3 protein-coding genes are annotated in these 4187 nt (G+C 67.2%); 2 read left to right on the forward strand and 1 reads right to left on the reverse strand.

The genetic code is table 11. The features are described 5' to 3' along the window. Positions 1-875 precede the first annotated feature (875 nt). Both IEZ19_RS49215 and IEZ19_RS49220 read left to right on the forward strand, forming a co-directional pair. Complete coding sequence (locus IEZ19_RS49215; RefSeq protein WP_189317867.1) at positions 876-1259, forward strand: transposase; 384 nt, start codon at positions 876-878, stop codon at positions 1257-1259. A gap of 17 nt (positions 1260-1276) precedes the next feature. Beyond that, positions 1277-2284 carry an IS3 family transposase gene (locus IEZ19_RS49220; RefSeq protein WP_189317868.1) on the forward strand — a complete coding sequence of 336 codons (1008 nt, stop codon included), beginning with the start codon at positions 1277-1279 and terminating at the stop codon, positions 2282-2284. Between the two features lie 178 nt (positions 2285-2462). Here the strand turns inward: IEZ19_RS49220 and IEZ19_RS49225 are convergent. Continuing rightward, on the reverse strand, positions 2463-4187 hold a 1725-nt coding region (locus IEZ19_RS49225; protein ID WP_229841726.1), incomplete at its 5' end, for a transposase.

Raw genomic sequence — 4187 nt, forward strand, 5'->3', positions numbered from 1 at the left:
GATGGCCAGCTCACGGACGGCCGCGTAGGAACCGGCGAAGCCGATACCGGCGATGATCACCGCACCGGACACGACCACACCGATCAGAATGCGATGTGCCCCGGACAGCCGGGCTAATTCACCGTCCCCCGCAGCCACAGCCCACCCCTCCTGCACATCACACAACCGAACAGGCCCCACACTTCCACGTTCCGCCGCAAGCCGCGCCACTTCAGCAACTTTTCCATCGCACATGCAACGCAGAACACCCCAGGAGTGAAGCTCAAGGGTGACCGAGACCTGAGACACGCAGCGTCAAGCGTGGAGCAGGCCGCTCCCCAGCCTCTGAGGGCGGGCCCGTTCGGTCAGGTGGGCCTGGTCGGGCTCCCAACGGAGAGGATGGTGCGGCTGCCCGCTACGAAGGGGTCCGGCACCCCCGCCGGTCCGGACCGTCGTACAAGGCCAGCGGCCGGATCAGTGCGTTGTGGGCGAGTTGCTCGGGGGCCCACAACAGAGGCCCTCGGCGCCGGGGACACGGTCGTGCCCCCGGCCAGGAGAAGGTAAACGGCCTCGCGCGGCACGCGAACGCAGGCACGAGGCCGGGTGAAGCCCGGCTGCCTGTCAGAACCGGACACACCGAATGTACGAAACGGGCCATCAGATCCGCGCGCCGGACAACGCAGACGAGTGACCTTCGCTCCCAGACACCTCAGTCAAGCTGGCTTCATGCGGTGATAACTTCGCTGTTCAGGGACGCTGAGGCCCTGCCATCGTGTCGGTGACAGGCCCAAGTGACCAGCTCAGCGCGATGCTCTCTACCCTCTCTGTCAGCCTTGGGTGAGACGTCCCGCTTCGGCGGGTTAGCCTGAGAGGGCACGACAGGAGCCATTCCCCTCATGACCAGCAAGAAGCCCGCCGGGACGGACCCGGCCGCAAGACCGAAGCGCCGTACTTTCACCCCGGAGTACAAGCTGCGGATCGTGGCCGAGTACGACGCCGCTCCGAAGAACGAGAAGGGCGCGGTCCTGCGGCGCGAGCGTCTGTACCACTCGCACGTCAAGGAATGGCGGGCCGCGCGGGATGCCGGCGCGCTGGAGAAGCTGGTCGACAAGCGCACCAGTGCGGCGAGGCCGAAGAAGTCGGCTGCCGAGACGGAGAACGAGAAGCTGCGTCGCCGGGTGGAACAGCTCGAGAAGGAGCTGGCCCGGAACAAGGCCGCGCTGGAAGTCATGGGAAAAGCTTCTGCGCTCTTGGAAATGATCTCCAAGGGCGCGGACTGAGCGCTGCCGTTGCCGAGGTGACCCACCAGGCGTTCACCGACGTCGAGAGCGAACTGGGGGTGACGGCCGCGTGCCGGTTGACCGGCCGCTCACGGGCCACCCACTATCGCCGGCTGCGGCCACCGGCACCCCGTTTGCCCCGCAAGCCGCAGGTCCAGCCCTCGGCCCTGACCGCCGAAGAGCGGGCCGCGGTACTGGAGTTGATGAACAGCGAGGAATACGCCGAGCTGGCGCCCGCACAGATCTGGGCCCGCGAGCTGGACGCCGGGCGGTATCACTGCTCCGTCTCGACGATGTACCGGATCTTGCGGGAGAAGGGGCAGAGCGGTGAGCGGCGCCGCCAGGCCGTCCATCCCGCCAAGGCGGTGCCCGAGCTGGTGGCGAGCGGCCCCTCGCAGGTGTTCACCTGGGACATCACCAAGGCGGCCGGACCGCTCAAGGGCGTCTGGTACCACGCCTACGTGATCATTGACATCTTCAGCCGGTACATCGTCGGCCACACCGTCGAGCGGGCCGAATCGGCCGTGCGTGCCGAGGAGTTGATCCGCGACGCCATCGTCCGCAACGGCATCGTGCCCGAGACCGTGCACGCCGACCGGGGCACGTCGATGACCTCCAAGCGGGTCTCCCAGCTGCTGATCGATCTGGGGGTGACCAGGTCGCATTCACGGCCGAAGGTCTCCAACGACAACCCCTACTCGGAGGCCCACTTCAAGACCACGAAGTACATGGCGGACTATCCCGAACGATTCGATTCCCTGGCCCATGCCCGGGAGTGGTTCGACGCCTTCATCGCGTACTACAACCACGAGCACCGGCACTCGGGCATCGGCTGGCACACGCCGGCCAGCGTCCACTTCGGGACCGCCGAGGAAGTCCGTGACCAGCGGGCCGTCACCCTCGCCGAGGCGTATGCCCGCCATCCCGAACGCTTCGGCCGTCGCCCCCGGCCACCCGAGATACCCCAACAGGCGTGGATCAACGACCCCGCCAAGCGCCGGGAACCCGCACCACAAATCTCATAGCGGCACGACCGTCTCACTGGACTTGAAATCTTCCGCTACGACGCGTCTGACGGCAGGCTGCTCAGATCCAGGACATCGATCGCCGCCGGGGGCCGGATGTCGAGGTTGTTGTTGTAACCGCGGAACTTCCTGATGGTGCGGTGGTCAATGCCAGGAACTTGAAGCTCGTGGGCAATTGTCAAGCGGTTCGTCTTGATTGCTGCTGAAGTTCCCGTGGTTGGGGCATGGGGTGGGCGTAGACGCCCGGTGCGGTCTTGAGCAACAGCCCCTTGCGTGACCAGGCGCTCATGACCTGCTTGAGAGTGCTCTCCTTGATGGTGCCCAGGGCCTGGGCCAGGTCCCGTGGCCGCCAGCGACGCTCGGGATCGGTGGCCATGACCGCTAGCACGTCCTCCAAACGCAGCGCGCGCTTGGAGGGGACGGGCGGGCCCGGGGGGAGGGTGTAGGTGCCCCGTCCGGTCCTGGTCAGGACGCCCCGGCGTGTCCAGACGCACAGTTGACTCGCAATGTCCCTGGAGTGCTCCAGACGCAGGAGCACGCTGATCTCGCCGGCGCGCCAGTGACGGTCCGGGGCGGTCGACATCAACGCCATGATGTCTTCCAGTCGGCTGGTGTGTGGCGGTACTGGTGGCGGAAGCGGTACTGGGCCTTGGGGTGTCGCGTGGGTCGGGTCGGGGTGAGGAGTGTCGGCGGGAACGGGTGTGAGGGTGCGAGGAGGGATGGGGCCGGTCTCCCGCGGCGGGTGGATGACGATGTTGATGTCGGTGATCGGGGTGCTGACCTGGGGACGGTCCTCCTCGGCGTGTCTGCGGTCGTAGCGGACGGAGGGGGATTTGGTGGTGCGCGCGCTGATGCGCGGCCGGCGGGCATCCAGGAGGTTGTCGCTCACCGCGAGGGTGATGATGCTGGTCAGCTCCTCCCCCGGTGCGGGGATGACCTCTGTGGCGGTGACGACCGAGTCGCGGGCCGCGCACAGGGCGATACGGAACGAGGCCCGGTCCGGGTCGCATCCGGGCATCGCGTCGGAGGCGTCGGTCATGGCGGTGCGTATGGCCTGGTAGACGGTCAGCAGGGCCCACATCTCCTGTCGCAGTCCCTGGGGGTCCTTGGAGCGCAGGACCTCGCCCCCGACCATGCTGTGGCGGATCGCCAGGAACGCGACCTCGATCTCCCAGCGCTCGTGGTACAAGGTCACGAGTTCCTCGCCGGGGTAGCGCCGGGCGTCGAGCAGAGTGGTGACCAGGCGGTAGGTGCCCTGATGGGTGCCGCCATCCGCGCTGGTAACGGTGACCTGGGCTTCGATGATGCGGACCGGGACTCCGGCGATGACCGACAAGTACGAGCCGTCGTGCAGGACCTTGAGCACCACCGGTTTGCGTGAAGCGCACGCGCGCTGGAGCAGTGCGGCCCTGCTGGCATGGGCAGCACGGATGAACTCGTTGGTGTCGAAGCCTCGGTCGGCGAGCAGGAGCATGCCCTCGGTGACCCGCGCCATCAGTTCCAGTGCCATGCCGACCTCCCCGCGTGCAGCGTCGATGACCGCGCCGATGATCGCGCGCGTTCCCGTCTCCACCAGCGCCATCAGATGCAGGAGGGGGTAGTTGACGTCGGTGCCGTTCTGGAGTCGCTGTTTGCCCAGCCAGGCGAGGTTGTCCTTGGAATCTGGGACCCGGGTGGACCTGCAGCCGTCGAAGGCCACCGTGCGCAGGCCCCGGTAGTAGACGCCCGGGGTCTGTCGCCCGCCGAGCGGCCCGGCGACGACCTCGAATAGTGCCTTGAACGGCGCCGGCCCCAGCCGGCGCCGCAACTTGCCCAGACCCGTCGTCGACAACAACTCGGCACAGGGCCCGCAGAGAATCAACACGCTGTCTTGATCTCTGCTGTGGGTAGGGCGTTGTCGTAG

Source organism: Streptomyces brasiliensis, from assembly GCF_014647875.1.
Taxonomy (GTDB): Bacteria; Actinomycetota; Actinomycetes; order Streptomycetales; family Streptomycetaceae; genus Streptomyces; species Streptomyces brasiliensis.